Origin of the sequence: Aquirufa ecclesiirivi (assembly GCF_011250515.1) — a bacterium.
In the GTDB taxonomy this organism is placed as follows: domain Bacteria; phylum Bacteroidota; class Bacteroidia; order Cytophagales; family Spirosomataceae; genus Aquirufa; species Aquirufa ecclesiirivi.
Map to the genome: position 1 here is coordinate 290684 of NZ_JAANOP010000003.1, position 25190 is coordinate 315873.

Annotated in this window: 23 protein-coding genes; 15 read left to right on the plus strand and 8 right to left on the minus strand. The window is 38.6% G+C overall.

Features of this window, described 5'->3' with window-relative positions; all coding sequences use genetic code 11:
- Nucleotides 1–152 precede the first annotated feature (152 nt).
- Nucleotides 153–374, plus strand: coding sequence for a DUF2795 domain-containing protein (locus G9H65_RS06525; protein ID WP_109324052.1), 222 nt, complete (start codon nucleotides 153–155; stop codon nucleotides 372–374).
- Here the strand turns inward: G9H65_RS06525 and G9H65_RS06530 are convergent.
- A complete protein-coding gene (locus tag G9H65_RS06530) occupies nucleotides 371–1954 on the minus strand; it encodes a glycerol-3-phosphate dehydrogenase/oxidase (RefSeq protein WP_166374542.1) in 1584 nt (527 codons plus the stop codon). The two genes, G9H65_RS06525 and G9H65_RS06530, sit on opposite strands and share 4 nt — an antisense overlap.
- A 189-nt stretch (nucleotides 1955–2143) precedes the next feature.
- On the opposite strand from G9H65_RS06530, the gene G9H65_RS06535 reads away from it, so the two are divergent.
- The 4 genes from G9H65_RS06535 to serS all read left to right on the plus strand — a co-directional run bounded on the left by G9H65_RS06535 (nucleotide 2144) and on the right by serS (nucleotide 5993).
- On the plus strand, nucleotides 2144–2821 hold the full coding sequence (locus G9H65_RS06535; RefSeq protein WP_166374543.1) for a tetratricopeptide repeat protein: 678 nt from the start codon (nucleotides 2144–2146) through the stop codon (nucleotides 2819–2821).
- Between the two features lie 72 nt (nucleotides 2822–2893).
- Nucleotides 2894–3370, plus strand: a complete 477-nt coding sequence (gene ribH / locus G9H65_RS06540) for a 6,7-dimethyl-8-ribityllumazine synthase (RefSeq protein WP_166374544.1) — start codon at nucleotides 2894–2896, stop codon at nucleotides 3368–3370.
- Between the two features lie 18 nt (nucleotides 3371–3388).
- The gene (locus tag G9H65_RS06545; protein WP_166374545.1) at nucleotides 3389–4711 is read left to right on the plus strand and encodes an aspartate kinase; all 1323 of its coding nucleotides are present in this window, start codon (nucleotides 3389–3391) and stop codon (nucleotides 4709–4711) included.
- A gap of 10 nt (nucleotides 4712–4721) precedes the next feature.
- Nucleotides 4722–5993, plus strand: a complete 1272-nt coding sequence (gene serS, locus G9H65_RS06550) for a serine--tRNA ligase (RefSeq protein ID WP_166374546.1) — start codon at nucleotides 4722–4724, stop codon at nucleotides 5991–5993.
- Here the strand turns inward: serS and G9H65_RS06555 are convergent.
- On the minus strand, nucleotides 5986–6693 hold the full coding sequence (locus G9H65_RS06555; protein WP_166374547.1) for a response regulator transcription factor: 708 nt from the start codon (nucleotides 6691–6693) through the stop codon (nucleotides 5986–5988). The two genes, serS and G9H65_RS06555, sit on opposite strands and share 8 nt — an antisense overlap.
- Before the next feature lie 11 nt (nucleotides 6694–6704).
- Complete coding sequence (locus tag G9H65_RS06560) at nucleotides 6705–8564, minus strand: ATP-binding protein (RefSeq protein WP_166374548.1); 1860 nt, start codon at nucleotides 8562–8564, stop codon at nucleotides 6705–6707.
- A 173-nt stretch (nucleotides 8565–8737) separates the two neighbouring features.
- Between G9H65_RS06560 and G9H65_RS06565 the strand changes: the two genes are divergently transcribed.
- Nucleotides 8738–9544 carry a T9SS type A sorting domain-containing protein gene (locus G9H65_RS06565; protein WP_166374549.1) on the plus strand — a complete coding sequence of 269 codons (807 nt, stop codon included), beginning with the start codon at nucleotides 8738–8740 and terminating at the stop codon, nucleotides 9542–9544.
- A gap of 258 nt (nucleotides 9545–9802) precedes the next feature.
- On the opposite strand, the gene ruvB is transcribed toward G9H65_RS06565, so the two are convergent.
- Entirely contained in the window at nucleotides 9803–10828 is a 1026-nt protein-coding gene (gene ruvB, locus G9H65_RS06570) for a Holliday junction branch migration DNA helicase RuvB (RefSeq protein WP_166374550.1), read from the minus strand.
- Nucleotides 10829–10990: 162 nt separating this feature from the next.
- On the opposite strand from ruvB, the gene G9H65_RS06575 reads away from it, so the two are divergent.
- Nucleotides 10991–11695 carry an MIP/aquaporin family protein gene (locus G9H65_RS06575; RefSeq protein WP_166374551.1) on the plus strand — a complete coding sequence of 235 codons (705 nt, stop codon included), beginning with the start codon at nucleotides 10991–10993 and terminating at the stop codon, nucleotides 11693–11695.
- Between the two features lie 6 nt (nucleotides 11696–11701).
- Nucleotides 11702–13192 (plus strand): glycerol kinase GlpK, encoded by a 1491-nt coding sequence (glpK, locus tag G9H65_RS06580; RefSeq protein WP_166374552.1) that lies wholly within the window; start codon nucleotides 11702–11704, stop codon nucleotides 13190–13192.
- Here the strand turns inward: glpK and G9H65_RS13455 are convergent.
- Together G9H65_RS13455 and G9H65_RS06585 are read right to left on the minus strand one after the other, a co-directional pair.
- Nucleotides 13189–13311 (minus strand): hypothetical protein, encoded by a 123-nt coding sequence (locus tag G9H65_RS13455; RefSeq protein WP_262887527.1) that lies wholly within the window; start codon nucleotides 13309–13311, stop codon nucleotides 13189–13191. The genes glpK and G9H65_RS13455 overlap by 4 nt on opposite strands.
- 10 nt (nucleotides 13312–13321) lie before the next feature.
- Nucleotides 13322–14803, minus strand: coding sequence for a type III PLP-dependent enzyme domain-containing protein (locus tag G9H65_RS06585; RefSeq protein WP_166374553.1), 1482 nt, complete (start codon nucleotides 14801–14803; stop codon nucleotides 13322–13324).
- 102 nt (nucleotides 14804–14905) lie between these two features.
- Between G9H65_RS06585 and G9H65_RS06590 the strand changes: the two genes are divergently transcribed.
- Entirely contained in the window at nucleotides 14906–16276 is a 1371-nt protein-coding gene (locus G9H65_RS06590) for a UDP-N-acetylmuramate--L-alanine ligase (RefSeq protein WP_166374554.1), read from the plus strand.
- On the opposite strand, the gene G9H65_RS06595 is transcribed toward G9H65_RS06590, so the two are convergent.
- Nucleotides 16262–17536, minus strand: coding sequence for a DUF349 domain-containing protein (locus G9H65_RS06595; protein ID WP_166374555.1), 1275 nt, complete (start codon nucleotides 17534–17536; stop codon nucleotides 16262–16264). The genes G9H65_RS06590 and G9H65_RS06595 overlap by 15 nt on opposite strands.
- A 219-nt stretch (nucleotides 17537–17755) precedes the next feature.
- On the opposite strand from G9H65_RS06595, the gene ettA reads away from it, so the two are divergent.
- From ettA to G9H65_RS06620, 5 genes are read left to right on the plus strand one after another with little or no spacing between them, the layout of a single operon-like run.
- The gene (ettA, locus tag G9H65_RS06600; RefSeq protein ID WP_166374556.1) at nucleotides 17756–19423 is read left to right on the plus strand and encodes an energy-dependent translational throttle protein EttA; all 1668 of its coding nucleotides are present in this window, start codon (nucleotides 17756–17758) and stop codon (nucleotides 19421–19423) included.
- Nucleotides 19424–19795 carry a DMT family protein gene (locus tag G9H65_RS06605; protein ID WP_166374557.1) on the plus strand — a complete coding sequence of 124 codons (372 nt, stop codon included), beginning with the start codon at nucleotides 19424–19426 and terminating at the stop codon, nucleotides 19793–19795.
- Between the two features lie 30 nt (nucleotides 19796–19825).
- Nucleotides 19826–20785, plus strand: a complete 960-nt coding sequence (locus G9H65_RS06610) for an AAA family ATPase (protein ID WP_166374558.1) — start codon at nucleotides 19826–19828, stop codon at nucleotides 20783–20785.
- A 56-nt stretch (nucleotides 20786–20841) separates the two neighbouring features.
- On the plus strand, nucleotides 20842–23052 hold the full coding sequence (locus tag G9H65_RS06615) for a glycosyl hydrolase family 28 protein (protein WP_166374559.1): 2211 nt from the start codon (nucleotides 20842–20844) through the stop codon (nucleotides 23050–23052).
- 10 nt (nucleotides 23053–23062) lie between these two features.
- Nucleotides 23063–23521 (plus strand): DUF1569 domain-containing protein, encoded by a 459-nt coding sequence (locus G9H65_RS06620; protein ID WP_166374560.1) that lies wholly within the window; start codon nucleotides 23063–23065, stop codon nucleotides 23519–23521.
- Nucleotide 23522: 1 nt separating this feature from the next.
- Here the strand turns inward: G9H65_RS06620 and G9H65_RS06625 are convergent, their stop codons facing one another.
- On the minus strand, nucleotides 23523–23960 hold the full coding sequence (locus tag G9H65_RS06625; protein WP_166374561.1) for an Lcl domain-containing protein: 438 nt from the start codon (nucleotides 23958–23960) through the stop codon (nucleotides 23523–23525).
- A gap of 442 nt (nucleotides 23961–24402) precedes the next feature.
- Between G9H65_RS06625 and G9H65_RS06630 the strand changes: the two genes are divergently transcribed.
- A complete protein-coding gene (locus tag G9H65_RS06630; RefSeq protein WP_166374562.1) occupies nucleotides 24403–25164 on the plus strand; it encodes a hypothetical protein in 762 nt (253 codons plus the stop codon).
- Nucleotides 25165–25190 lie beyond the last annotated feature (26 nt).

The following is a 25190-nucleotide window of genomic DNA, read 5'->3' on the forward strand; positions in this document are numbered from 1 at the left end:
CCAGTTTATTTTTATTTATTCAAAATTTAAAAAATAAATCTTTCATAAATATTTTTTTATTTTACTTTTGCAGTCCGATAAATCTTTGATTCTTAAGAATCTAAAAGAGAAAAGGACAAAAATTTGAATCTTTAAGAATTAAAATTAAACATATGTACTGGACACTAGAACTTGCCTCCTATTTAGAAGATGCACCATGGCCTGCTTCAAAAGATGAATTAATTGACTACGCAATTCGTACAGGATCTCCCTTAGAAGTGGTAGAGAACTTGCAAGAATTAGAGGATGATGGTCAACCTTTTGAGAGCATCGAAGAGATTTGGCCTGATTACCCAACCAAAGACGACTTCTTCTTCAATGAGGACGAATATTAATGAAAGGAGGCGAAAGCCTCTTTTTTTATGTCCTTAATCAATTTCCCCTTCACTTGATCTCTCAAACTAATCCCCCAACGGCGGTATAAAATATCTTCCCAACATTCCGCCATTTCATAATTTTTCAAATAATTCAATTCTCCTTGTAAATAAGGTAAAGATGCGTGGATTAACTCCAAACCACCCTTTTCTCTTTCACAATACTCCAATACTTTCAAGGCAGTGAATCCATATATTTCCCGCAAATGACGGGCACTTAAATCACTAATATTGAGCGATTTAATTCTTTGTTGCCAAAAAATCTCATCGATCTTCTCACCTCCAAAAAGCACATAGTCTTTGGTATGACAGTTTTGTTTATGTCGATGTAAAACTTCTTCTTCCACCACATTCATCGTATCTTCTGCCATAACACGATAGGTCGTCCATTTACCTCCCATAATGCTTACCAACTTACTTCGTTGGTCTACTTCTACTTCATGATCACGTACCAAAGACTTGGTGTCTGATTGCATCGCATCCGAAAGGCCTACTTGCAATAAAGGTCTTTGACCTACGAATCCAGAACAAACATCTTCTTGACTAGCCATATTTAAGGCAAAACGATTAAAATAATCCAATAAATAGGCCTCTTCTTCCGCTCTAATCTTGGGATCTTCCATCAATTCATCGGGTTCATCCGTTGTTCCAACGAGCACATAATCTCTCCATGGGATAATGAATACCACCCGACCATCATCTGTTTTTGGAATTAATAAAGCCGTATCCCCCGACCAAAAGGATTTAGGCAATACGATATGAGCACCTCTTGAAACTTTCATTCTGGGTTTCAACTTCAAGTTGGCCAATTGTCGGATATGATCGGTAAAAGGCCCTGTGGCATTTACTACCACTTTACAACTTACTTCATGTTCCTCTCCGTCTATTAAATCCTTAAAATGAATCTTTTTGATTTTTAAGCTTTTTGGACTTAAACCAAAGTGACTTAATTCACAGTAATTTAAGATGGCGGCCCCTTCCTTTTCGGCCGATTGCAAAATTGCCAAGGCATAGCGCGCGTCATTAAGCTGGCCATCGTAATATAAAATCCCGCCAGACATTCCTTTCACTTTCAGATTAGGCACTAATTGTTCCATGCGTTGATTGCCTAATCCTTGACTGTTTTTCAAATTTGTTACCCCCGAGATTCGATCATACAACCACATACCTATGCCATAATAAATTCGATCCCACCAAGAATAACAGGGAGTCAATAATGCCAAAGGGTGAGCTAAATGTGGCGCATTTTGCAACATCACTTTACGTTCATGTAAAGCCTTATACACCATTTTAAATTGCTGCCAATCAACATTCCTGACGGCTTGTTCTAAGTAACGAACTCCACCATGAACCAATTTAGTGGATTTGGAGGAGGTTTGTCCAGCAAAATCCCCTTTTTCAATCAATAAAACTTTATAACCACGCAATACTGCATCCAGTGCCACACCAGCACCTGTTGCCCCACCCCCTATGATACAAATATCATATTCAGATTCATTTGCTTTAATTTTTTGAAATTGATCAATCCGGGAAAATGCCATGTACTAAATTTAAGCTTGAAAAATCCGTAATCCGACGAATTTACTAAAGAATCAGGAAAATAAAACCGAAAAGATTCCATTAATATTGATATAAATGAAAGAGATTTTATAATTTTGCAAACCTTTGATGGGTCTGTACCCATGTAATGAAAGGATAATACAATTAGACTCCTGAAATAAGGACGTAATATGGCAAAGAAAGAAACTAAAGAAACGATTGAAATTATTGAAAGCCCAGAGGCGCTACAACAAGAGTTAACCAAGGTCACTGGATTTTTTGAGCAAAATAAAACTTCCATATTAGGATTAGGCGCCATCATCGTGGCCTTAGTAGTAGGAACCTTAGGTTATAAGTGGTACACCCAGACTCAAGATGAGGAAGGTGAGAAGAAATTATTCAAAGCTGTTTATGCTTTTGAATCTGATTCCTTATCAAAAGCTACCAAGGAATTAAATAAGATTTCTGACGAATTCGGTGGAAATACGCAAAATTTAGCTGATTTATATCAAGGTATCGCCTTATTGAAGCAAGGTAAATTTGATCAATCCATTGAAAAATTGAAGAACTTCAGCAGTGGTGATTTATTAGTGCAAGCAAGAGCTTATTCCTTAATTGGAGATGCTTACGTAGAAAAGAAATCATATGGCGAAGCTATTGATTATTACAAAAAAGCCGCTGATTATAAGCCAAACAAATTCTTTACTCCTACTTACCTGTTAAAATTGGCTACGGCATATGAAGCGAATAAACAAGGAAAAGAAGCCTTAGCTGCTTACACGGACATCACGGAAAAATTTCCAGAGTCGGCAGAAGCTGTACCTGCTAAGAAATATAAAGCTCAACTAGAAAGCTCTATCTCTGAATAATTAGATAAATTTTTATATCAGAAAGGGATAAGAGCAGCAGCTTTTATCCCTTATTGTTTTAATCCATTCAAGATGTCATCTCAACATAAAAATTTAAGTGATTTTTCAACTGAAAGTCTGCCGAATATTCAAGATAAACATTTTGCGGTAGTTGTTTCTGAGTGGAACACAGAAGTGACAGAAGCTTTGTTTCAAGGCTGTGTTGACACCTTATTGGCCCATGGTGCTCAAGCTGAATTCATTCATCGAGTACAAGTTCCAGGGAGTTTTGAATTAAGCCTAGGTGCTCAAAAATTGGCTCAAAAATCCGAGATTGATGCGGTCATTTGTTTAGGCTGTGTCATTCAAGGAGAAACGCGTCATTTTGATTTTATCTGTGACGCCGTGGCAAAAGGAATCACGGATGTCAGTTTGAAATACGATAAACCTGTCATCTTTGGGGTTTTAACACCAAATAGCCAAGAACAAGCCATGGATCGTGCGGGAGGAAAACATGGAAACAAAGGCGATGAAGCGGCCATAACAGCTATTAAAATGCTAGCTATATAAACTCATAATATAACCCATATGCAAGTTTGGAAATTTGGAGGGACCTCCGTTGGAAAACCAGAAAGAATGAAGTCGATCCGTCAATTGATTACCGAAGACGGAAAAGCTAAAATCGTGGTATTATCAGCTCTTTCAGGAAGTACCAATTCCTTATTATCAATTTCAGAATCACTATTAGCTGGTCAAATTGCTGAAGCTCAAACTAAAGCTCAAGCATTGCGCAGTCACTATGATCTATTTTTGACGGAATTATACCAGACAGAACAAGGTTTAGCAAAAGGTAAATCCATTGTCGACAAAGAATTTGCTTTCATTGATGGATTAATTGCAAGCAGTCCATATGGAACCAAGCAAGAAAAAGAAATGGTTGCCTTGGGAGAATTGTTATCAACACAAATTTTTGAAGCTTATCTTCAAGAAGAAGGAGTTAATTCATTATTACTTCCAGCTTTGGACTTTATGGTGATTGATGAAGATAATGAGCCCATTTTAAAGAAAATCGAAGAGAATTTAGGAGCTATTTTGGCGAAAGAACCGGGTAAACAAATTTACATTACCCAAGGATTTATTTGCCGTAATCCGCAGGGAGAAGTGGATAATTTAAAAAGAGGAGGCTCCGATTATACGGCTTCTTTAATTGGGGGAGCGATTTCTGCGGAAGAAGTTCAAATTTGGACTGACATTGATGGGATGCATAATAATGACCCCCGTATTGTGAAGAACACCTTCCCTATTCGTGAATTATCCTTCGCTGAAGCAGCAGAATTAGCTTATTTCGGAGCTAAAATCTTACATCCTAGTACCATTACTCCTGCCAAATTAAAAGGGGTTCCAGTGCGTTTGAAAAATACCATGGAACCAAGTGCTTATGGTACTTTGATCTCCGAGAAATCAACCGACATTGAAATTAAGGCCATTGCTGCCAAAGATAATATTACGGCCATATACATACATTCTACTCGTATGTTAAATGCCTATGGTTTCTTAAAACGTGTATTTGAGGTATTTGAAAAATACAAAACTCCAGTGGATATGATTACTACTTCGGAGGTTTCTGTTTCGGTTACCATAGACCAAACCACGCACTTAGATTCCATCATGAGCGAGTTAAGAGAATTTGCTGAATTGGAAGATCCAGATAATGACCAAGTGATTATTTGTATTGTTGGAAATTTCTGGGCAGATAAAGAAGGTATTGCCATCAAAGTATTGAACGCTATGAAAAACATTCCGATTCGCATGATTTCTTATGGTGCTTCAGAGCATAATATCTCCTTATTGGTCGATGCCAAACATAAAAATGAGTCATTAAATGCCTTAAACGAAGGTTTATTCTTCTAAAATTGATCCTATGCTAACGCTTGCTTTTATCCGTGCTAATACCGAAGTAACCATTCAAGGTTTACAGAAAAAACGTTTTTTTGAAGCAGAAAAGGTTGTCGAGCAATTGATTTCCTTAGACGACAAGCGTAAAACATTATTGCAGCAAGCAGAACAAGCGTTAGAGAAATCCAATGCCGCAGCCAAGGAGATTGGGGCCTTAATGAAAAATGGTCAAGCTGATTTAGCTGAATCCAAAAAAGCAGAAACAGCTGACTTAAAAGCTAATATTAAAGAGTTGGGAGATGCCGCAAAAAATGCAGAGCAAGAGGTCTATGAACTATTAGTTACCCTTCCTAATCTACCTCACAGCTCTGTTCCAGAAGGAAAAACGGCCGAAGACAATGAAGTGGTTTTAAGCTGGGGCTCTATTCCTGATTTAGGCGATGCAGCTCAGCCTCATTGGGATTTGATCAAAAAATATGACATCATCGACTTTGATTTAGGAAACAAAATCACAGGAGCGGGTTTTCCTGTATATAAAGGTAAAGGTGCTCGTTTGCAGCGGGCATTAATTAATTTCTTCTTAGACGAAGCCATTAAGGTCGGTTACTACGAGATTCAACCTCCTATCTTAATCAATGAAGATTCGGGATTTGGTACAGGTCAATTGCCTGATAAAGAGGGGCAAATGTATGTGACCAAAGAGGAAGGGCTCTATTTAATTCCTACGGCGGAGGTACCTATTACCAATTTATACCGGGATGTGATTGTCAACGAAAAAGAATTACCGATAAAAAACGTAGGTCATACTCCTTGCTTTCGTCGTGAAGCAGGTTCTTGGGGTGCCCACGTACGTGGTTTAAATCGCTTACACCAATTTGATAAGATTGAAATTGTACAGATTCACAAACCCGAAACATCTTATCAGGCTTTGGAGGAAATGTCGCAACACGTTCAAGGTCTTTTACAAAAAATGGAATTACCATACCGCGTATTACGACTTTGTGGTGGTGATATGGGTTTTGCTTCGGCTTTAACTTATGATATGGAAGTTTGGTCGGCTGCACAAGGCCGCTGGTTGGAAGTGAGTTCTGTCTCAAATTTTGAAACATTTCAGGCAAATCGCTTGAAATTACGTACCAAAGTAGACGGAAAATCCATCCTTTGCCATACCTTAAATGGATCAGCCTTAGCTCTTCCACGCATCGTGGCAGCAATATTAGAAAATAATCAAGGACCTGATGGAATTAAGATTCCTCCAGTGCTTGTGCCATATTGTGGCTTTGAATACATTAACTAAGCCCTTCTACGCTTAGTCGAAAACCTTCGCCGTGCAGATTCATCAGCTGCACGCGGGGGTCTTCTTTCAGCATTTTTCGCAGTTTGGTCATGTATACATCCATGCTTCTTGCATTAAAATACGTATCGTCTCCCCAAATTAATTTCAGCGCATAGCTTCGACTCACTGGTCTTCCCAAATTTTCACAAAGAAGCTTCATCAAGTCATTTTCTTTCGGCGTGAATTTTTGTTCTGTTTGGCCCAAAATCAATTTCATTTTTTGAGGTACATAAACAAAATCTCCCAAAGCAACTTCATCTGCTAAACTAGGCACCGACTTCCCAGAATGTGTTCTACGTAAAACAGCTTCAATACGTGCTACCAAGACATCCATGGAAAATGGTTTGGTCAAATAATCATCAGCGCCTACTTTAAATCCTTGTAATGTATCCTCTTCCATGGATTTGGCCGTTAGAAAAATAATGGGCACTTCCAGGTGTGTCGCCCTGATATCTTTAGCTAAAGAAAAACCATCCTTCTTGGGCATCATGACATCCAGTAGACAAATATCAAATGGTTCCTTAACAAACAGATCCAAGGCTTCATCTCCATTTTGTGCCCACTGCACATCGTACCCCTTCTTTTTTAAAAATTCAGACAATAATAAACCTAAATTTGGATCATCTTCGGCCAATAAAATAGATGGGTGACTATTTTCCATTTTTGTTGATATTAAACGGTTGGGTGAAAAGGTAAATTAATCTCAAACGTACTTCCAATTTGTGGTAGACTAGAAACTTGAACGGTACCACCATGCGCTTCCACAATTTTTTTCACATAGCTCAATCCTAAGCCAAAACCTTTTACATTATGTACGTTTCCTGTTGGAACCCGATAAAATGGCTCAAACACAGAACCAAGTACCTCCTTGGCCATTCCAATGCCTTGATCTGAAATACGAATATTGAGAGATGTGGGACTAGCATTCGTACTAATGGTAATTTCAGGTTTCTCATTACTATATTTTATGGCATTATCGAGTAGATTGAAAAGAACATTGGAAATATGCACTTCATCTACTTCAATTTGAGCATTGGGAGCATCCAGCAACAAATTCAAATGTCCTCCTTGCGACTGAATTAAAGGGCCATTCATCTCTGCCACTTGTTGAATTAAGGAGTTCAGATTAACCTCCTTCTTTTTCAACACGATGTTTTCCTTTTCCATCTGCGCCGTTTGCAATACCCGTTCCACTTGTCGGCCTAATCGAATATTTTCTTCTTTGATAATCCCTAAATATCGGTTGATCGAATCATTTTTGATACCATTAGACTCTTCTTGGATTAATTGTGCTGCCAAAGAAATGGTAGAAATCGGCGTTTTAAACTCATGGGTCATGTTATTGATGAAATCATTTTTCACTTCAGCCAATTTCTTTTGTTTTAAAATCGTGGTAACAGCGATATAAAAGCACCCTATCATAATCAATAATAATAAAGCAGAACCTAAAAAACTAAAGCTCATCGCTTCCCAAACTAATGCTTCTTGATTGGGAAAATAAATTTGCAGGTACTGGCCACTAGGCCGTAAATCATTTGGAAATAAAGGCGTAATAAACGAAGCCGACTGCGCCCTTGGTGTTTTCATTAAGCCCGCTGAAGTATATATCCAGTTTTTATTTTCGGCAGACTCTTTGGGACCAATTCCAAATACATAGGGCATTGTAATTCCCTTTTCTGCCAATTCTTGCCTGATTAAACTATCAATATGTTTGGTGGAAACTCGTTGCGTAATGGGTCTTTCTTTAAATAAGAAATCCGCAAAAACCTCCTTGGCCATTTCTGTCTTTTTTAACACTTTTTGAAGCTGGGCCTTTTCTTCTTTTAACTTTTGAGCATTGATGGTGAGGGCATTGATTTTCTTAGTTTTTTGTTGGTCTTCTTGATGCAATTGTGCTAAAAATTTAGGCCGCATTCGGTTCAAATCATTGAATCGCTTAGCTTCTCTTGCTCTCGCGCGATTGGCTTCTTTAATTCGGTTCAGCTCTTGCAAAACGCGTGGTTTTACAGCTCCCATCATGTCATTCAATTGCTTTTCTTCCCTTAAACGGCGATTGATCCCCTTCAAATCAGCGTTGATTTGGTATTCTTCAGTTACTTCAGCAATCTGTCCATTGGGTAACATAAACGACTTTCTAACATACAAGATGTCATTAGGCATCTCATTTTGTTGGAATTTTTTTAAAGCTTGAAGCTCCGCTTGATTTATTTTGAACTCGTGTGAAAAATCTTCAGTGAGCAGCTCCAAGGGATCATGCTGGGCAAAAGCTGGGTCTTTCATTTGAGGAGGAAGTGGAGGAACTGGAATCGATTTGGATGCTAGCTTCTTTTCCAAAGCAGCAATCTCCTTTTGCTGACTTTCATATTCTCTTTGCTTTTGGGAAAGGACATATAGCTCTTGTTTTTCCAACTTACGGACCACTTTTTCCATTCCATTTCGGATATCGGCAGCTAATTGCTCTTTTTTGGTTTCCAACATAAAACCAAGCCAATAAGATTGAAAGGAGATTAAGCCTATCAATGCTAATGTCATTAAGCCAATTATGAGTCGTATTTTCTTTTGGGACATATCTATTCAAAACATGGAATAACAAAATTAAAGGAATTATTGGTCCATTTTTCTATTCAAACGCCACTTAACATTCTTTAACAGTCAAGTATTGAATGCTTTATCTAAGTTTGTGCCGTCACAAAAATTAAAAATTCATGAAAACATTCATTTTATCGGCCCTACTGGGAACGATGGGAACCTTGGCCTTGGCACAAGATGCGCCAAAATCGGAATCTACTATAAAGATTGTTGTAGAAGAAAATGGCAAACAGAAAGTTATTGAGCGGACATTTGCTAATCCTGATTTAGCAGAAGCTGGTATAAAACACTTGAACGACTCCTTGAATAAGGAAATGGGGAAATCCGATGGGAAAACGAAAATCATCACGATGGATATCCGTAAGCGGGGTGGAAATAGAATGTCCATGGATGCGATGGATCCCATGCCAGATATAGATAGAAAACAAATGGCTCGTGTTGAAAAACGAATGCGGAAATTGAAAAAACAGATGGATGATAAGCAGGTTCGTATTTTCCGTCATGGGCCAGAGGATATGGAAGTACATGTGGAGAAATTGCCAGGAGGTAAGAACTTCAAATTTGATTTTGATGAAAATGGCCCTGAATTTGAAGGATTAAGAAGACTTCAAGGTGAGGGATTCCCAATGGGTGGGCGAAATTTTGCAGGAGGACAAGCATCCAGCACGATCAAAGGACTTTTTGCTAACCCAAATCATCCATTTAATGGAACCTTAAACATTCGTTTTCATGCACCGGAAAAAGGAAATGTTGCGATTACGGTTAGAGATGTGAATGGAAAAGAAGTGGCTTCTGAAATGGTTAAAGATTTTCAAGGCCGTTATTTAGGGCAAGTCGAAATAAAGAAAGCAGCTTCCGGAGTATATTTTGTTCAAGTGACTCAGGGTAATGATGGAGCTGTCATTCGAGTTAAAATAGATTAATATTCAATCCGCCTAATAGAAAAACGTGCCTCTTTTCAACAACGCTGTCAAGGTTTTAAACCTTGCCAGCGTTAGGCAAAACTAATTCTTTCTTTTCCCTGATCCGTTTAAAAAACTGATAAAATTCGGACAAAATCAATGAATTGGTTTTGTCCGAAAAATACCAAGAAACTGATTGATTTTTAAAATGAAAATGAGGACTTTTACCAACGCTGTCAAGGTTTAAAACCTTGACAGCGTTAATTAAAAAATAAAAAATCAAAACAGTGTACCCGTTTGAGACCTTGGCTCAATACCCACATGCCGATACGCTTTTTCTGTAGCCTCTCTGCCTCTAGACGTCCTTTTCAGAAATCCTTCTTGAATTAAAAACGGCTCATATACTTCTTCAATGGTTTCTGCTTCCTCTCCACATGCCGTAGCAATGGTCGTTAAACCCACAGGTCCACCCTTAAACTTTTCTATAATCGTTAGTAAAATGCGATTATCCATTTCATCCAAGCCATTCATATCAACATCCAAGGCCTCCAAAGCAAATTTGGCAATCTCCACATCAATACTTCCCGTACCTTTGATTTGTGCAAAATCCCTGGTTCTTCGCAATAAATTATTGGCAATTCTAGGTGTACCTCTACTTCTTCTCGCTATTTCAAAAGCACCCGTTTCATCGATGGGCATATTCAAAATGGTCGCAGAACGCTTTACGATAGTCGTCAATAATTTGGCATCATAATATTCCAATCTAGCATTAATACCAAATCTAGCTCGTAAAGGTGAAGTTAATAATCCAGCTCGAGTAGTAGCTCCAATCAAGGTAAATGGATTCAAGCCAATCTGTATGCTTCGGGCATTAGGACCTGAATCCAACATGATATCAATTTTATAATCCTCCATAGCTGAGTATAAATACTCTTCCACAATTGGATTTAAGCGATGGATTTCATCTATAAATAATACATCATAAGGCTGCAAATTGGTCAATAAACCCGCTAAATCAGAGGGTTTATCCAGTACTGGTCCTGAAGATATTTTTAACGTAGAACCTAATTCATTGGCAATGATGTGTGATAAGGTTGTCTTGCCTAATCCCGGAGGGCCATGCAATAATACATGATCCAAGGCCTCCTCTCTGGCCTTTGCAGCACCCACAAATATTTTTAAGTTTTCAACGATCTTTCCCTGACCCGTGAAATCAAAGAAACTCAATGGGCGCAAAGCCTTATCTATTTCTTTTTCCTGCTGAGGTAATGACTCAGAATCTCCCTTCAAATAGTCTTCACGCATAAAACTTAAAAATTTATAATCCTTAATCAAAGATAAATTTAAGCCTGCAATAAATGACCATTTCAATCAAAATTAAATTCGAAAAATAAAATCTACCCTCTAAAAAAAAGCCTATTTTTATAGATAAATTTCATATTTTTGATGGTATTTAAACCTTAAACAATGAGTTCAATTTTTATTGGAGAATTAGCTGGCACAGCCAGTTTGATTTACTTAGGAAATGGTGTAGTTGCCAATGTTTTATTAAAAGGCACCAAAGGGCATCAGACTGGATTGCTGGCTATAGCGGCTGCTTGGGCATTTGCTGTTACCATTGGAATATTCATTTCTACCTATTTTGGTAGCCCAGGAGCTCATTTAAATCCTATTGTTACCATTGCTGGCTGTGCCAAATCCGGAGATTGGTCGCTTTTTACCACCTATGTGGGTGGCCAATTACTAGGTGCTATGCTAGGACAATTATTGGTCTGGATACATTATCATCCTCACTATCAAGTAACTGAAGATCCTGGAGCCATCAAAGCTTCCTTTTGTACCGATCCAGCAATAAAATCTTGGCCTTTCAATTTTATCTCAGAAGCCTTTGCTTCTGCGTTTATCATTGTTGCCTTAGGTACATTTTCTACCATCGAACATGGTCTTGGGCCCTTCTTAGTAGGAATACTTGTTTGGGCAGTTGGCTTAGCTTTAGGTGGAACCACAGGATACGCGGTTAACCCCGCTCGAGATTTAGGCCCACGCATCATGCATTTCATTTTACCAATTCCTCACAAAGGAAAAAGTGACTGGGAATATGCTTGGATTCCCGTGTTAGGCCCATCAGCAGGTGCTTTAATTGGTGCCTATTTACTTACATTAAACTCATAATTAGGTATGTATATCGGATCCATTGATCAAGGAACAACTAGTTCTAGATTCATTATATTCAACAAAGGTGGAGAAATTATCTCCATGGGGCAGAAAGAACATGAGCAAATTTATCCTCAAGCTGGTTGGGTAGAACACAATGCGGAGGAAATTTGGCAAAATGTACAAGAAGTCATTGGACTTGCCTTAGGTAAGGCTGGATTATCTGCTCGAGATATCGCTGCTGTTGGAATTACGAATCAACGAGAAACAACCGTTGTTTGGAATAAAAATACTGGTAAACCTTACCACAATGCCTTAGTTTGGCAAGATACCCGCGTTGGATCTGAATTGGCCGAACTAGCCAAGGATGGTGGCATGGATCGTTTCAGAGCTAAAACGGGATTACCTTTAGCCACCTATTTTAGTGGATTAAAATTGCGTTGGCTACTAAATCATGTTCCAGATTTAAGAGAAGATGCCATGAAAGGTGATGCCCTATTTGGTACCATGGATACCTATATTTCATGGCAATTAACAGGAGGAACGGAAGGCGGAATTCATATCACCGATGTCACAAATGCCAGTAGAACGCAATTAATGGACTTAGCTACTTGCGCGTGGGATGATGAAATTTTACAAGTATTAAATATTCCTAAAGCCATGCTACCCGAAATTAAGGCAAGCTCACAAGTTTATGCCAATTCCAAAGGTGTGTTAGAGGGTGTACCTTTGGCTGGAATATTGGGCGACCAGCAAGCTGCCCTGGTTGGTCAAACCTGTTTTGATCCAGGACAAGGCAAAAATACCTACGGAACAGGTTGTTTTCTTTTAATGAATACTGGCCAACAAGCCATTCCTTCCCAATTTGGTTTATTGACCACCGTAGCTTATCAATTGGGCAATGAACCTGTACATTATGCCCTAGAAGGTTCCGTTGCTATTGCAGGCTCCCTTGTTCAATGGCTACGTGATAATTTAGGCCTGATTCAAAACAGCCCTGATATTGAAAATTTGGCTAAAGAGGTAGAAGATAATGGAGGTTGCTATTTTGTTCCCGCTTTTTCTGGATTATATGCGCCATACTGGAAACAAGATGCCCGAGGCGTATTAGTGGGTTTAACCAGCTATGTGAATAAAAGCCATATTGCTCGTGCGGCCTTGGAAGCTACTGCTTTTCAAACCTGGGAAGTATTAGAAGCCATGGAAAAAGACGCAGGAATCTCTATTTCATCTTTGAGAGTAGACGGGGGTATGGTGGTAAACGAATTATTGATGCAATTCCAATCGGATATATTAGGACAAGAAGTCATTTGTCCCAAAATTATTGAAACCACAGCTTTAGGCGCTGCCTATGCCGCAGGTTTAGCGGTAGGCTATTGGGAAAACTTAGAAGATCTGAAGAAAAATTGGGCAATCCAACACCGTTGGAATTCCCAAATGGAAGACAGCCAACGTTCCCATATGAAAAAACAATGGAAAAAAGCCGTATCAAAAAGCTTTAACTGGGAGGATTAACCTCGCTTCACTTTAGGTGCGTCAGCACGGGTAGTCCCGTAAGCTGGACAATTGGTATTTTGTGAACATGCCCCACAAACAAAAGTGGAAAACAACACGATGGCCAATATTTTTTTCATATCATTGATTTTAAACAGATGCTAATTTAGTTTTTGATTTAATCTCAAGCTCAATTTTCGCTTTCAAATCCTCTTCCTGCTGTATCGTCACCGCTTGGTTATAACCTAGAATATTCAACATAGAGCTACTATTTTGCTCCTCTGAAAACAAGCGAGTTGTTACGGTTCCATCCTCCAAACGATCTATAATCACATGTTTAGGTGCTGGAATTAAACAATGTTGAATACCTCCATAACCTCCCAAAGACTCCTGATAGGCTCCCGTGTGGAAGAACCCAACGTATTGTCGCTCCGAAGCTTCCTCAAAAATAGGTAAATACAAGTCAGAACTATGCGCTTCCGTATTATAAAAATCCATGGAATCACAAGTCAAGCCTCCTAAATTCACTTTTTGATAAGGCGAACCCCAATTATTCACAGGTAGCATAATGTACTTTTGGTTCATTCCCCAAGAATCTGGCAATTGAGTAATGAAAGATCCATCAATCATATACCAAAGCTCCTTGTCGTTTTGCAATTTTTGATCAATAATCTCATATAAAACAGCTCCACTTTCCCCTACTGAATAAGATCCAAATTCAGTAAAAATATTCGGAACAGGCACGTTGTTTTTATTACAAATCCAAGAGATTGATTCTACAATCTCATCCACCATGGCCTGATAATCATAATTAAATTGCAGGGATGTCTGAATCGGTAAGCCTCCACCTAAATCAATGGAATCCAATTCTGGACATATTTTTTTAATCTCACAATACTTGTAAATAAATCGACTTAACTCCGACCAATAATAAGCACTATCTTTAATTCCTGTATTGATGAAGAAATGCAACATCTTCAAATTAAAACGAGGATTAGGCTTAATTTTCTCCAAATACAAGGTATTTACATCGGAATAGCGTACTCCCAAACGAGAAGTATAAAAAGCAAAATCAGGTTCCTCATCCGTTGCAATGCGAATGGCCAAGTTTACCTTATCCGCTGTAACCGACTTCTCATAAAAATCAATTTCCTTCAAATTATCCAAAATTGGAATGCAGTTGAAACCTTCATTGATAAATTCAGAGATGTATTGCGTATACAATGGCTGCTTGTAGCCATTGCATAAAATATACGTTGATTTAGAGATTTTTCCACGCTCATACATATCACGGATAATCGGGATATCAAAGGCACTACTCGTCTCTAAATGTACATGCTGCTTAATTACCTCATCCAAAACAAAGGAGAAATGAGATGATTTGGTACAATAACAATAGGTATAATTTCCTTTGTAATTGTACTTCTTAATTGCATTTCTAAACAATAATTTGGCATTATCGATATGCTCACCAATCTTGGGTAAATAGGATAATTTTAATGGCGTACCATACTGTTTAATAATCTCCATCAAAGGCACATTATTAAACAATAACTCATTGTTCTCATTGATATTAAATTCTCTGGTAGGGAATTCAATGGTTTGATCAATTAGATCGATGTAATTTTTCATGGATACTTACCAAATTAAAAAACGAGTACTCTCGAATTGTGGAAAAACGTGCAAAACTGCAATAAAAGTATGTACTTTGCAAACTATTCTATACAATGTTACATGCCAAAAATTCATTTTATCGCTATAGGTGGTGCGGCGATGCATAATCTAGCCTTAGCTCTTCAGGTTCAAGGATATAAAATTACCGGTTCAGATGATGAAATCTACGAACCTTCTAAAAGTTTACTTGACCAACATGGTATTTTACCTGAGCACTTCGGATGGTATCCTGAGAAAATCACAACAGATTTAGATTGCGTGATTGTAGGCATGCATGCTCGTCTGGATAATCCCGAATTACTAAAAGCTCAAGAATTAGGTCTTCGTATAGAATCTTATCCTTCCTTCTTGTACGAACACAGTAAAAACAAGCAACGTATCGTTATTGCAGGTAGCCATGGGAAAACCAGTATTACATCCATGGTGCTTCACGTGCTCAAAACACTCCATAAAAAATTTGATTATTTAGTGGGTGCGCGTCTAGAAGGTTTCGACTTCATGGCATCATTATCAGATGCTCCTATCATCGTTATTGAAGGAGATGAATATTTGGCTTCGCCTATCGACAGAAGGGCGAAGTTCTTATTATACCAAGCCCATATTGCTTTGATTTCTGGGATTGCTTGGGATCATATTAATGTATACCCGACTTTCGAATCCTACACGGCTTCTTTTGAAGAATTAATCAAGTCCATGCCGAAGGCTGGTACTTTATTTTTCGACCAAACGGATACCATACTGGAACAATTAACGGAGTCTTGCCCAAATCATACCGAAAAAACAGGCTATGCAGCTCACCCTTCCTACATCAAAAACGGACAAACCATTTTAAAAGGTTTGGATGGAAAAGATTACGAAATCCAGATATTTGGAGAACATAGTTTGAAAAACTTGAATGGAGCCCGTTTACTTTGCGAACAAGTGGGTGTTTCTACGAATGATTTTTACCAAGCCATACAATCATTCAAAGGTGCGGCTAAACGGCTAGAGCTGGTTGGGAAATCGGATTCTTGTTTATTCTATAAGGATTTTGCCCATGCTCCATCGAAAGTAAAAGCAACTACCCAGGCGGTCAAGAGTCAATATCCACAAAGAAAGCTGATTGCATGCCTAGAATTACATACGTTCAGTAGCTTAAATCCTGCATTTTTACCGCATTATGCCAAGACTTTACAGGCTGCTGATGTAGCAGTGATCTATTTAAGCGAACATGCCCGTGAAATAAAAAGAATGGACCGATTGGAAGATGATCAAGTACAACAGTATTTTGAGCACCCCCATCTACTTATCCTGAGAAATCCCGCTGATTTAATGGCTTATTTACACACACAGTCTTGGGCACAAAGCAACCTGTTGATGATGTCATCAGGAACCTTTGATGGGCTAAACTTGATGGACTTAGCCCTTCAAATGGGACTAAGCGTTGAGTAATTGATCTAATTCCATTTTAAATCCAGTCAAGAGTATCTCCTTCATGCTGATTTTACGCTTTTGCGTGTTGATTTTACTTTGGATTGGTTTCTCTTCCATTTGGCGATCTTGCTCAGCTTGGGCGATAAAACTTTCCAATTCACTTCGCTCTTTTTTGGTCATGTAATCCATCTGATTAATCATGATTTTTAATTGCTCTATTCTTGGCTTATCGTTCAATGCTGGATGGCGATATGAGATAACGCGTAGCAGATAATTCATTTCAAAGATCTTATCGCAAATGGTTCTGAAACGCTCAGCCAAACTACGATCCAAGGATTTCATTTGAGCGGTAATTTCTTTCCATTTTACCAAATAGGCCTTTGCCTTATCGGCTATAGCCGGCATGTTAACCTGATCGCTTAAATTTGATTCCAATTCTTGGGTCATGGCCACTAACTCCTGCATGCGAGGGTCAATACGCGGCTTAACTTCAATGCCCTTAATTCGATTGTATTTTTCAAAAAACATATCGTTTGCCTTTTTGAAATTCTTCCAAAGCATGGATTGTTTCTTGGGAGGTAAACCTAATACGGTTTTCCATTCCTTTTGTAATTCTTTTACTTTACCTACTGAATCATCGATATCGGGTGCTTTTCTCAATTGATGCACCCCATCAATAAATCCTTGAAGTTTGGCTATTTTTTCATCGATGATTCGATTCTTTTCTTCAAAATAAACCCTTCTACGTAGGAAAAATGCTTCTAGAATAGCTTGAAAAGTATCTGTTAATTCATCTTGAAACTGGCGATCTACAGGACCTGTTTTAACCCATTTGGATTTAATTTCTACCAATTGTTCGGTAGCTAACAGAACATCTTCTCCATGAGCAGCGTTTTTTGCATCCTCAATGAGTGCCCGTTTAATCTCTAAATTCTTTACTTGATTTTGTTGAATCAACGAGCGTAAAAACTCTTCTATCCGTTCTAATTCATCAAACAAAGGTTTAAAATCTCCTAAACCATCAAACTCAGCTAAATAAGCTTTCATTTGAACTACTTTGGTCAAAAATGACCCTTTGTTTTGAACTTCCTTTACTTCGTTGGATAGATCAGCTACTTTTTTCTTGGCCAATTCAAATCGATTGACAAAATACTGAAGTGCTTCTTGTTCTGTATTACGAACAAAGCCTATTTCACGCTCAGGAAAGTTAAGAAATGCTTTGATATAGACTTTGCCATCCTGACAAAACCCGTATTCATTGGAGGTGGTTGCTTCCATCTTGTTGATCTGAGAGAGCTTCAGGCAAATACCTTGGCTCAAAAATTAGGTGTGGTTTAAACTATCTTTTTACAAAGCCCTAAATTATTTAAATTTTAATAAATCTCTAAACATTTTGAATTAATAATCTTTTTAAAAATATAGGTAATCCAAAAATAATCAAGAAACTGTTTCCAGCTTTTTCCGATATTTGTAGCTTATTAAAATTTCAAACCCCACATGAGCAACGAAACGATCATATTTTCCATGGAAAGGGTCTCCAAAACGATCCCTCCACAGAAAACCATTTTAAAAAATATTTACCTTTCATTCTTTTATGGAGCCAAAATTGGTGTGCTCGGTCTCAATGGTTCAGGTAAGTCTACTTTACTTCGAATTATTGCGGGCATCGATAAATCCTACACAGGGGAAGTCGTCTTTTCTCCTGGATATACCGTCGGTTTATTGGAACAAGAACCACAATTGGATCCCAATAAAACTGTATTGGATGTTGTAGAAGAAGGTGTAGCCGAAATTAAAAACTTGTTGAGGGAATTTGATGAAATCAATGAGGCCTTTGCAGAACCCGATGCAGACTTTGACAAATTATTATCTCGACAAGGCGAAGTGCAAGAAAAATTAGATCATTTCAATGCTTGGGAACTAGATAACCGTTTGGAAAAGGCGATGGATGCATTGCGTTGTCCACCATCCGATGCCCTTATTAGTACCTTGTCGGGGGGAGAAAAAAGACGTGTAGCCTTATGCCGCCTCTTACTTCAAGAGCCTGATGTCTTATTACTCGATGAGCCGACCAACCACTTGGATGCGGAGTCCGTTTGGTGGTTAGAAGAACATTTACGTCAATACAAAGGAACGGTCATTGCAGTAACCCACGATCGTTACTTCTTGGATAATGTAGCTGGTTGGATTTTGGAACTAGACCGTGGTGAAGGTATTCCTTGGAAAGGAAATTATACCTCTTGGTTGGAGCAAAAGCAAAACCGTTTGGCCCAAGAGGAAAAAACGGAGTCGCGTCGTCAGAAGACTTTACAACGAGAATTGGAATGGGTAAGAATGGCTCCTAAAGCACGACAAGCCAAATCTAAAGCGCGTATCGGCGCCTATGAAAAACTCCTTTCGGAAGAAAATAAACAGAAAGAAGATAAATTAGAACTCTATATCCCTGCAGGTCCACGTTTGGGAAATAAGGTCATTGAAGTACAAGGTGTTTCTAAATCATATGGGGACAAATTACTTTTTGAGAACTTAAGTTTTTCATTGCCTCCTGCGGGTATTGTCGGTATTATCGGACCCAACGGTGCGGGTAAAACTACTTTGTTTAAACTCATCACAGGACAGGTACAACCCGATACAGGAAGCTTTGAGGTAGGAGAAACGGTACAACTAGCCTATGTGGATCAGGAACACCATCAATTAAAAGCTGAAAAATCTGTTTTTGAAACTATTTCAGATGGAAATGATTGGGTGATGTTGGGTGGAAAGCAAAGTAATGCACGTGCCTACGTGAGTAAATTCAATTTCAACGGAGCTGATCAAGAGAAAAAAATCGGCAACCTTTCTGGTGGAGAACGTAACCGAGTGCATCTATCCATGATGTTAAAAGAAGGTGCTAACGTATTACTTCTGGATGAGCCAACCAACGACTTGGATGTAAATACACTCCGTGCCCTGGAAGAAGGTTTGGAGAATTTTGCGGGTTGTGCGGTGGTCATCTCTCACGATAGGTGGTTCTTAGACCGTATCGCTACCCATATTTTAGCCTTTGAAGGTGACTCTCAGGTTACTTGGTTTGAAGGGAATTATTCAGAATACGAAGAAGCTAGAAAAAAACGCTTGGGCAATGACATTAACCCTAAGCGTATCCGATACAAGAAAATAAACTAAATGAGAGGAGTCATCACCATTGCATTGCTCGTATTATCCAATGTCTTTATGACCTTGGCTTGGTATGGGCATTTACAATGGAAAGAAAGTTCCTGGCTGAAGCATGCGGGCATTTGGACCATCATATTTTTCAGCTGGGGACTCGCCTTTTTTGAATATATGATGCAAGTACCTGCCAATCGAATTGGATTTAAAGATAATGGCGGCCCTTACTCCTTTTTTGAATTAAAAACCATTCAAGAAGCTATTTCCCTAATAGTCTTCACCCTTTTTCTTATTTTCGTTGTCAAGTCCGAAAAACTAGCTTGGAATCATTTCTTGGGATTTGGCCTAATACTTCTGGCAGTTTATGTTATTTTTAAAAAATGGTAAACTCCAAAGGGATAAAAAATTACTGATACAATGGAATCTAGAGAAAAAATAAATGCCCTCTTACAGGAGATGAGTAAAGTAGTAGTAGGCCAAGAAAGGTTGATCAATCGACTGTTAGTTGGCCTATTTACAGGAGGCCATGTGCTATTAGAAGGTGTTCCAGGCTTAGCAAAAACCTTGACCATTAATACATTAGCTAAAATTCTCGATCTCAACTTTCACCGTATTCAATTTACCCCAGATTTATTACCCGCCGATTTGGTAGGTACCATGATTTACAATCCTCTAAAAAATGAGTTTGAAGTAAAAAAGGGACCTATTTTTGCTCAAATCATCTTGGCGGATGAAATAAACCGCGCCCCTGCTAAAGTACAATCTGCCTTGTTGGAGGCCATGGCAGAAAAACAAGTAACTATCGGTGACACTACCTATCCTTTAGATAAACCCTTTTTGGTTTTAGCTACTCAGAATCCTGTAGAACAAGAAGGAACATTTCCCTTACCTGAAGCTCAAGTAGATCGCTTCATGCTGAAAGTATTCCTGAATTACTTAGACAAAGAACAGGAATTAGAAGTGATGCGTAAAATGTCGAACATGGACTTCCAATATGAAGTGAAAACCATGATGAATTTGGAAGATATTCAAAAAATCAGAAAGGAAATCAACCAGATTACGATCAGTGAAACCCTTGAAAAATACATCATTGAGCTCATTTTTGCTACTCGAAATCCCGCCGAATATGGATTAGTTCAAGAAGCCAATTACATCCAATTCGGTGCTTCTCCACGGGCAAGTATCCACTTAAATCTTGCCGCAAAAGTGATGGCCTATTTGGAAGGACGAGATTATGTGTTGCCTGAGGATATCAAGGAAATGGCCCCCGACGTATTAAATCATCGCATCATATTAAATTATGTGGCGGAAGCAGATAATATAAGTACGCTTCAGATTATCCAATCGATTTTAAGTAGCGTGGCGATTAATCGCTAAGTCTACGGGTATATTTGACCCCTGATTTTCTTTTATAGACAATGAAAACACTGTCTATGAAAACTCGCCTATTATTCCTTTTTATAAGCTTGGCTCTTTTTAGTTTCCAAGCCTCAGAGCCACTACGGGTTTTTCTCATTGGAGATTCTACCATGGCAGATAAGGTTCCAGCAGATTATCCTGAAACAGGCTGGGGTATGCCTTTTGCTCATTTATTCAATGAAGCTGTTGAAGTTCAAAACCATGCCTATAACGGTCGGAGTACCAAAAGCTTTCGTCGCGAAGGTAGATGGGCTAAGGTATTCCAACAAATTAAAAAGGGTGATTATGTGTTCATCCAATTTGGCCATAATGATGCCAAATTTTCCGATACGAGCCGATATGCCGCTGCACAAACCGATTACCGTGAAAACCTGACTCGCTACGTAAAGGAAACCCGTTCTAAAGGGGGGATTCCTGTACTATTAACCTCCATACAAAGAAGAAAATTTGACTCTACAGGTACATTCGTGGACCAACATGGCGAATACCCACAAGTGGTTCGTGAAGTGGCCAAACAAGAAAAAGTTTTACTTATCGATTTAGAGAAAATCAGTCGGGCACAGATAGAAAAACTAGGTCCCGAACATTCCAAAAAAATATACCTTCACTACCCAGCTGGAATCTTTAAAAAGTTCATGAAAGGCGTAGCAGATGACACCCACTTTTCTGTGTATGGTGCATCTTGGATGGCTCAGGCTGTTGCCTCCGCCATTTTTGATTCCAATGAAGCGCTAAGAAGCTTCCTTAAAAAATCAGCTTTTAGTCAGAAATATCAATATGAATTACCGCTAGTAGCAGGAACGGCATTTAAAAAAGACACATTTTCGATTGTCTCTTATGGGGCAAAATCATCTCCGACATATCTAAATACGGCAGCAATCCAACAAGCGATAGACCTCTGTTCTGCCCAAGGAGGCGGTGTAGTTAACATTCCCGCAGGCTTTTGGTTGAGTGGCCCTATTGTATTAAAATCGCAGGTTAACTTACATTTGGAAGCTGGTACTTTGCTGCAATTCAGCCATCAAAGTACCGATTTCCCTTTGGTGAAAACCTATTGGGAAGGAGTGGAAGCTATTCGAGCACAATCACCCATTTCAGCATATCAGGCTAATAATATCGCCATCACTGGGGCTGGAATCATCGATGGCGCTGGTGAAGCTTGGCGACCCGTTAAGAAAGGTAAATTAACCGCTGGTGAATGGGCCACTTTAGTGAAATCAGGTGGCGTAATAAATGAATCTAAGGACACTTGGTACCCTACGGCTGGCGCATTAAAAGCTGCAAATATAGACCGTCCAGGAGTAGTTGCTGCAGGTTGGAATATCGAAAATGCCCAAGAAATTAAAGAATTTTTAAGGCCTAACATGATTAGCTTGATTGAATGTGAGCAAATATTGTTGGAGGGTGTAACCTTCCAAAATTCCCCTACATGGAACATTCACCCACTACTTTGCAAACACCTGACTGTCAATCAAATAAAAGTAAAAAACCCTTGGTTTGCACAAAATGGAGATGGGATAGACATTGAATCTTGTGAATATGTTTTAGTTAAAAATAGCAGTTTTGATGTCGGAGACGATGGAATTTGTCTTAAATCAGGAAAGGATGAAGAGGGTCGAAAAAGAGCGAGACCTAGTGCCCATATCTGGATAGATCAATGCCAAGTATTTCATGGACATGGGGGTGTGGTAGTTGGAAGTGAAATGTCGGGTGGAGTACATGATATATTTGTTTCTAATTGTCAGTTTTTAGGAACGGATGTAGGGCTTCGATTTAAAACCGCTAGGGGTCGAGGCGGAATCGTAGAAAACGTCTATATCCGTGATATCCTCATGAAAAATATTGCTGGAGAAGCCATCTTGTTTGACATGTATTACCAAGGAAAAGATCCATTGAGCACTTTTGGGAATGGTGAGGAAAAGCCTGTGATAGCAGCTATGGCCATCAACGAAGGAACTCCACAATTTAGATCTATATGGGCAGAGGGTATTCGTGTAAAAGGCGCTGCCACAGGTTTACTTATTCGGGGCTTACCTGAAATGCCGATCAAAGAAATCAAATTAAAGGATATTGAAATTGAATGCGATCAGGCTTACCGAGTCATTGAAGCAGATAGTATTGATTTAGAGCAAGTTACATTCACAAAAAATAAAGACAGAAAAAGCGAACTTTATCATGTTCAGCATTGGAAATTTTCTGGGAAAGAACTAACATTGAAAAAATAAAACCACTAGCATGCCTTTTCCATCCATTTTTTCATCTGAAACAAGTCGACAAATTTTTGAGCGAATTGATGCCCTGCAACCTGATTCTCCAGCATTATGGGGAAAGATGCATGTGGCTCAAATGTTGGCACATCTCTGTGTTCCCTATGAACAAATTAAGGGCGAAAATACCCAGCAGCCACCTTGGTTCATGAAAATAATCTTGAAATTATTTCTCAAGAAAACCTTGACCAATGAGGTTCCCTATCAGAAAAATGCGCCTACAGCCCCTGCGTTTATCAAAGTAGAAATTCATGATTTTGAAAATGAAAAGCGTCGCCTAAAAAGCTACATAACGGACATTGAAAAAATGGGGGCGGAACAACTTTGTCAGCAAGCCTCATTAAGTTTAGGCATGTTAAAAGAAAGTGAATGGAATAACATGCTTTACAAGCACCTAGATCACCATTTAAAACAGTTTGGCGTTTGATTTAAAAAGATCTAACCGCTATAACCCGCATGTTCAATCGTTTGAAATAATTTGTTTGCATACCTGTATTCAGGTTATGGGTTACAGCATGCTCTTGATCTATTTCGGTGGAGGTCCAATACCAGGCTGATTTGAATACATTATTGGACTTCATTTTTTTGAGATTCAGTTTTTGATGAATTAATTCAAACTCTTCTCGACTTGGTAATCTCCAATCATCAAATCCATTCAAAACGAGGTTTTCACAGGCTAATAAGGCGTTAGGATAATCGTATTGACCAATATCTTTGGTCGTTGCGATCAAGCCGTGAGTATCTTTTTCAAAAATCAAAAAACCTCCCAATTTTTCTTGAGGTGCTTTAACATTAGCCCTTTGACCCATGGAAAAAAAGGACCCACTAATTACAAACAATAAGATGGTAAAAAATTTCACTGACATACAATGGTTATTCCTTGTCAAAGTTCCGAAATAATTCCAACAATCATTTCATTAGGTTGAAATTTTGAAGGAATTGGTTGTATGAACTTTGCCCGACAAAAAGATCTTAAGGGTAGTAAATTTAGGCCAATTGGTCTATTCATGTTGCAAATAAGGCCAAAAAGCTGTATTTTGAAATAATTTTACATTGAACTTAACCAAAACCTACATAATCATTGCTTTAACCTATCCTACTCTCCCAATTTTAGGAAGGAATGGAAGGTCATTATATGATTTTATACTAAAACCATTTTTGTCTATGGTACTTTTATAAACAAAGAAATGTATATTTTCAGATGGGCATGATGCAAAGAAAATTTCAAAGGAAATATGTGATGGTTGCAAACGTTTTATAAGCTAAAGCGGATCAACCTCCTAGCATTTTTTGTTAGCCAGATTAATTATGTCAGCAAATTTAGAAGAACTTACTACTTTAGATGAAATCGTATTTCAGCATAGAAATCAAGAATACGGTGCATTTCAAATAAGGAAAAGTTATCCTTCTACTTTAAACAAATCCGCCTTACAAGGATCTATTCTTTTTACTTTTGTCATAGTTTTGATGTTTTGCGTACATCTTTGGCTGGATTCAAAGCAGGATAAAACAGACCTAAGTAAGGAAGTAACCGCTGAAGTGATGCGTTTAGCCCCTGCTCCACCAGTCAAAAAACAGGATGAATTAGCGCCTCCCCCACCCAAAGAAATCCCTAAGGTTACCACTACCAAGTTCTTACCGCCAGAAATCAGGCCCGATGACGACCCTACACCGGCAGTAAGACCACCTGAACAAGATAAGATCAAAGGGAACCCTGGTAGAATTGATGCCCTAGGGGATGTTAACGAGGGTCAACCAGATGGTCCAGAGCTGGAGGAAGAACCACCTGTTATTCCCTTTCCCATCAACAATGGCATTTGGGAATGGCCAAGTGGGAAAAGTCTACAGAGTTTGATTCCTAGCGGATCTACAGCTTGCTCCATTGATTTCAGGATCAAGATTAAGGCCGATGGAACGGTGAAGGAGATTCAAGCGAATAGTGATTGCGAAAGCAATGTGGAAGGTATTTTAACTAATTATTTTAAGAACCATCGTTTTGTTTTACAAAACACTAAAAAAGTGGGGATCGGACTAGCTGTCTCTTCAAAAAAAGAGTACATTTTGAATTAGTCCACAATACCCAATTAGCATATTGA

Bases quoted from the DNA above. Each gene is read 5' to 3' on its own strand.
- G9H65_RS06525 (WP_109324052.1), top strand. From the start codon at position 153: ATGTACTGGACACTAGAACTTGCCTCCTATTTAGAAGATGCACCATGG.
- G9H65_RS13455 (WP_262887527.1), bottom strand. From the start codon at position 13,311: ATGAAAAAAATATTGGCCATCGTGTTGTTTTCCACTTTTGTTTGTGGG.
- G9H65_RS06590 (WP_166374554.1), top strand. From the start codon at position 14,906: ATGCCAAAAATTCATTTTATCGCTATAGGTGGTGCGGCGATGCATAAT.
- G9H65_RS06595 (WP_166374555.1), bottom strand. From the start codon at position 17,536: ATGGAAGCAACCACCTCCAATGAATACGGGTTTTGTCAGGATGGCAAA.
- serS (WP_166374546.1), top strand. From the start codon at position 4,722: ATGCTAACGCTTGCTTTTATCCGTGCTAATACCGAAGTAACCATTCAA.
- G9H65_RS06620 (WP_166374560.1), top strand. From the start codon at position 23,063: ATGCCTTTTCCATCCATTTTTTCATCTGAAACAAGTCGACAAATTTTT.
- glpK (WP_166374552.1), top strand. From the start codon at position 11,702: ATGTATATCGGATCCATTGATCAAGGAACAACTAGTTCTAGATTCATT.
- G9H65_RS06625 (WP_166374561.1), bottom strand. From the start codon at position 23,960: ATGTCAGTGAAATTTTTTACCATCTTATTGTTTGTAATTAGTGGGTCC.
- G9H65_RS06555 (WP_166374547.1), bottom strand. From the start codon at position 6,693: ATGGAAAATAGTCACCCATCTATTTTATTGGCCGAAGATGATCCAAAT.
- G9H65_RS06575 (WP_166374551.1), top strand. From the start codon at position 10,991: ATGAGTTCAATTTTTATTGGAGAATTAGCTGGCACAGCCAGTTTGATT.
- ettA (WP_166374556.1), top strand. From the start codon at position 17,756: ATGAGCAACGAAACGATCATATTTTCCATGGAAAGGGTCTCCAAAACG.
- G9H65_RS06565 (WP_166374549.1), top strand. From the start codon at position 8,738: ATGAAAACATTCATTTTATCGGCCCTACTGGGAACGATGGGAACCTTG.
- G9H65_RS06545 (WP_166374545.1), top strand. From the start codon at position 3,389: ATGCAAGTTTGGAAATTTGGAGGGACCTCCGTTGGAAAACCAGAAAGA.
- G9H65_RS06615 (WP_166374559.1), top strand. From the start codon at position 20,842: ATGAAAACTCGCCTATTATTCCTTTTTATAAGCTTGGCTCTTTTTAGT.
- ruvB (WP_166374550.1), bottom strand. From the start codon at position 10,828: ATGCGTGAAGACTATTTGAAGGGAGATTCTGAGTCATTACCTCAGCAG.
- G9H65_RS06535 (WP_166374543.1), top strand. From the start codon at position 2,144: ATGGCAAAGAAAGAAACTAAAGAAACGATTGAAATTATTGAAAGCCCA.
- G9H65_RS06560 (WP_166374548.1), bottom strand. From the start codon at position 8,564: ATGACATTAGCATTGATAGGCTTAATCTCCTTTCAATCTTATTGGCTT.
- ribH (WP_166374544.1), top strand. From the start codon at position 2,894: ATGTCATCTCAACATAAAAATTTAAGTGATTTTTCAACTGAAAGTCTG.
- G9H65_RS06610 (WP_166374558.1), top strand. From the start codon at position 19,826: ATGGAATCTAGAGAAAAAATAAATGCCCTCTTACAGGAGATGAGTAAA.
- G9H65_RS06530 (WP_166374542.1), bottom strand. From the start codon at position 1,954: ATGGCATTTTCCCGGATTGATCAATTTCAAAAAATTAAAGCAAATGAA.
- G9H65_RS06585 (WP_166374553.1), bottom strand. From the start codon at position 14,803: ATGAAAAATTACATCGATCTAATTGATCAAACCATTGAATTCCCTACC.
- G9H65_RS06630 (WP_166374562.1), top strand. From the start codon at position 24,403: ATGTCAGCAAATTTAGAAGAACTTACTACTTTAGATGAAATCGTATTT.
- G9H65_RS06605 (WP_166374557.1), top strand. From the start codon at position 19,424: ATGAGAGGAGTCATCACCATTGCATTGCTCGTATTATCCAATGTCTTT.